We start from the raw sequence: 3,974 nt of genomic DNA, 5'->3' as shown, positions 1-3,974 counted from the left end.
TTGTCGTTCATGGTTTGCAGATCAGGAATGTGTTCAATGCTCAGACCCGCACGCTGCAAGCCTTTGATGTAAGGATAATAAGCAACATGTTTTAAATAACTATAGTTCTGACGCATCACATAACGCCATACTGCCTGATCTGCAGGAGTATACTTTTCATAGTGCTGCTCTACAATAAACTGCCGCAGGTGCCTTGGCAGTTTGGCTACCTGTGGATTGTTAAAGTCATTAAAATCGCTCATCGCCTGATCAAATTGATAATGCGGCTAAGTTAAGCCTATCACCAAAGGATAACAAATAAATGCGTCTTGTTTACCCAAAAACGAGAAATTAAACTTTTTTTACCTTGAAAGTAAAGTATTTTTGCAGAAAATAGCTCATCAAAGACAAGAAAACGGTGATAAGAGCTTGTGAAATGGAAGGGTAGAAATGCAGGCCTTCCACCATGTATTTGATCATGCCGTAGTTGATCATAAAATTGAGAAAGAACACCACTGCATACCGGAAGATCTGGATCCTCCCTTTTAGATTGGATTCTGTAAAGATCAGGTATTTATTGAGTACAAACCCAACGAGGAAGGTACAGGCTGTATTGATGACCAGGGCTGCTACGTGGGCAGTGATCATTTTTGGCAGAAAAGGAAAATTGATATAAATGCTTTTCTGATGCAGGATCCAGTTATAGGCAATATAATAAGAAACGATTGATGATGCAGCTGTAGTACCGCCCGAAACAAGATACCTGAAAGTATGTAAAGATAACCAGCGCGAAAAAGGAGGATAGAAGAAGTCTATGATTCTCAATAAGGCTTTACGCATCCTTTATTTTGCCGTTAAAGTGTTGTTTATCATTCTGTTGTTGTATTGCTGCTCAAAGGCCTTCAGGTATTTCCCCATTTTATCAGCTACTAACGGTTCTTTTTGCAATATGTTGTTGCGGGTCAGGCGGTCTGTCTTCAAATCGTACAGCGCGGTATTTTCCTTTCCGTCGTTGGTCAGCATATAATCTCCCTGGTAAAAGCTGAAATTACCGTCGTTGTTGTTCACTACAAAGTTATCATTACCTTTTGCAAAAGCATCAAAGCCCAATGCAAAATATGGCTTGTCGTAATGTAAATAATTTAAGACAGTAGGCATGATGTCGATCTGCTGCACCAGTTTGTCGGTCTTTCCTTTCAGGTCCCCGCCAGGGTAATAAAAGAGAATAGGTATGGAAAAATAACCCGGAGTAGTTTGGTACTCAGGGAAATAGGAAACGGTCGCGTGATCTGCACAAAGTACAAAAAGGGTATTCTTATACCAGGGCATGGCAGAAGCCGTTCTGAAAAAATTCCTGAGGGCCATGTCTGTGTAACCGATCACTTCCTGTACAGGAAGCGGTCCTTTAGGAAACTTGCCTTTATATTCATCGGGCAGTCTGAACGGATGGTGTGAAGACAAAGAAAAGAAGCTGGAAAAGAAAGGCTGTTTTAAAGTATTCATGGTCTGCGCCATATACTGCATGAAGGGATCGTCCCAGATCCCCCAGGTGCCATCAGAATCACCCGTTTTTTTATATTCATTTTGCCCGAAATAATGTTTGATGCCGGCAAGGTGCGTGTAAGATGAAAAACCCATGGAGCCGTTGGGCGCCCCGTGAAAGAACGCGGTTTCGTACCCTTCATCACCCAGTAGTTTGGCAATGCTGGTCGTTTTATTGCCCGAGTAAATAGACAATACAAAGGGTTCCCGGATAGAGGGAATGCCGGTAATGACCGAGGGAATGGCGTCAATGGACTTGCGGCCATTGGCATAAGTATGTGTAAAAGTATAGCTCTGTGCAACCAGTGAGTCGATAAAAGGCGTGTAGCCCTTGTACCTGCCGCCCGCCAGATCTTTGTTGAGACTGCCCACATGTTCTTTTCCCAGACTTTCAATGATCAGAAAAACCACATTGAGTTTCCTGAAACGGCCGGTATCCGCAGGCAGGTGTACCGGATTGTAAACGGAAGCCAGGTTTTTTTCGTCATAAAAATCCAAATGCCTGAGTTTAGACGCTTTGAGTGTCCTGAAGATGCAAAAAGGTGTGTTCAGCACCAGGCTCATCTGGTCGGGCGTGTCCACATATTCGCCGGCATTGCTCAGTGTAATGGGCCGGGTGCCAAAGCCCCAGCCACCCCTGATGCCCGTGAGGCAGGCCAGCGCAATCGCCAGCATCAAAACAGTCTGAAACAGGTAGGCCGGCCAGCCGAACTGCCGGACTTTTTTAACTTTAACTACATCATAGGCCTTGATCAGCAGCCAGACGAGCAAAGCAAAAAGCAGGAGCAGGTACCAGTAATCTGCCAAAAAATCCCCCGTCAGTTTGAGCTTGTTCTGCTCATTTTTGAACTGGCTGTAAACGGTGGCGGTGGTGCGTTTTAAAGTATATTTATAATAAGCAAAATCAGCCAGGTTGGCCGCAATGCCGATGCTGTTGCTGATGATGAACAGCCATTTGCAAAATTTTTGATAAGTTTCACCATACTTAAAAGGGACCGGGATCACATGGAGCAGAATGAAGACGGAATTGATGTAAAGCAGGGCGGAGAGGTCAAATTTTACACCGCCATAAAGGATCCGCAGGTATTTGGCAAATGAAATGTGCTGAAAAAGATCTGAATTGAACAGATAAAAACCGATTCTGCACAAAGTATAGGTGACCAGTATGATCAGGAAACGGTATGCCAGTGAAATATAAAGATTTAACGCTGTGCTCGCTGTTGTTTTCAATTTGCCTGTAATTAAGGGCGCAAATTTAAGTAATGGTAATGATGTGTTAATATTAAATTAACATTAATGGCTCATCTCAAGGTAAATTAATTGTTATTTTTCAAAGCAAGCCCGGCAGATGGCTATCTTAGTCATTCAAAAAGATTAAAATAAATGAACAGGATGTTTTTGGCTTTATGGATGTGGGGTATGCTGGCAGCAGTTACAGCTGATGGACAAACAGATACCGCTGTTTACAAGAACCTGGCTGCAGAAGTACAGCAGAAATATGCGCCCGACAAGCGTTCCGTTTTTTTTAAAGCAAGCATAAAATCAGACGCCTTGATCGTTGAAAGTACTTCTGAAGCAGCATTAAAGGAGTATGCTCAATCGGCCAAAACACTTAAAGGATTGAAAGTGATCCAAAACCTGCTGCCCGACAGTTCACTGGGCAGGCAGACCTATGGGGTTGCCACACTGTCTGTCACCAACAACAGGAGCAATCCGCGCAACTCCGCGGAGATGGTCACGCAGATGGTCCTCGGCACACCCGTGCAGGTCCTGAAAAAAGAAGGACCGTTTTACCTGGTACGCAGTCCTGATGGCTATTTGTCCTATACGGACAGGCAGGCAATTGCGCTCATGGACCTGGAGCATTTCAAAAGATGGCAGACCGCGGAGAAGGTCATATTTACAGCCGACGCAGGCCATGCTTACAGCGAAGGTTCTGTAAAATCGCCGAGGATATCTGATCTGGTGGCTGGAAATATATTGGAGGTAAAAACAAAGCAAGACAGATTTTACCAGGTGGTGTTTCCCGATGGCCGGCTTGGGTATATAGAGAAAGACCAGCTGCAGCCCTATAAAAAATGGACAGGCAAGCCTGATCCGAAAGCAAATGACATCCTGGCAACAGCCAAAACCATGATCGGCGTACCTTACCTCTGGGGCGGCACCTCTGTAAAAGGGGTGGACTGCAGCGGATTTACCAAGACCAGTTTCTTTCTGAATGGAATTATTATCCCAAGAGATGCGTCGCAGCAAGTCCTGGCAGGTACGGCAGTAGACATTATGGACAATGATCAGCTCAGTACCGAAAAATGCATAAAAAACCTGCAGCCCGGAGACCTGCTGTTCTTTTCGGCGTCAAGGAGAAGAGGGATCAGCGGCGGAAGGGTTACCCACACGGCAATTTATATGGGCAAGGGGGAATTCATCCAGTCGGCCGGTATGGTGATGATCAG

The 3,974-nt window shown here is 44.8% G+C and carries 3 protein-coding genes and 1 pseudogene; 1 reads left to right on the top strand and 3 read right to left on the bottom strand.

Annotated elements, in window-relative coordinates; translation table 11 throughout:
• From VK541_RS10765 to VK541_RS10755, 3 genes and pseudogenes are all read right to left on the bottom strand, one after another.
• Positions 1-242: pseudogene (locus VK541_RS10765) on the bottom strand (phenylalanine 4-monooxygenase); the annotation flags it as partial.
• An 88-nt stretch (positions 243-330) separates the two neighbouring features.
• Positions 331-819 carry a GtrA family protein gene (locus VK541_RS10760; RefSeq protein ID WP_324369882.1) on the bottom strand — a complete coding sequence of 163 codons (489 nt, stop codon included), beginning with the start codon at positions 817-819 and terminating at the stop codon, positions 331-333.
• Positions 820-822: 3 nt separating this feature from the next.
• Positions 823-2,751: an LTA synthase family protein gene (locus VK541_RS10755; protein WP_324369880.1), complete on the bottom strand. Its 1,929-nt coding sequence runs from the start codon at positions 2,749-2,751 to the stop codon at positions 823-825.
• A 153-nt stretch (positions 2,752-2,904) separates the two neighbouring features.
• Between VK541_RS10755 and VK541_RS10750 the strand changes: the two genes are divergently transcribed.
• Positions 2,905-3,974, top strand: a 1,070-nt coding sequence (locus VK541_RS10750; RefSeq protein WP_324369878.1) for an SH3 domain-containing C40 family peptidase, incomplete at its 3' end; no start/stop codon positions are given.

It is taken from the genome of Pedobacter sp., from assembly GCF_035317785.1.
Lineage (GTDB): Bacteria > Bacteroidota > Bacteroidia > Sphingobacteriales > Sphingobacteriaceae > Pedobacter.
Note: the sequence above shows the minus strand (reverse complement) of the source record. Positions and strands in the feature narration are given on the sequence as shown.

Coding starts and splice junctions, on each gene's coding strand:
- VK541_RS10760 (WP_324369882.1), bottom strand. CDS start 819: ATGCGTAAAGCCTTATTGAGAATCATAGACTTCTTCTATCCTCCTTTT.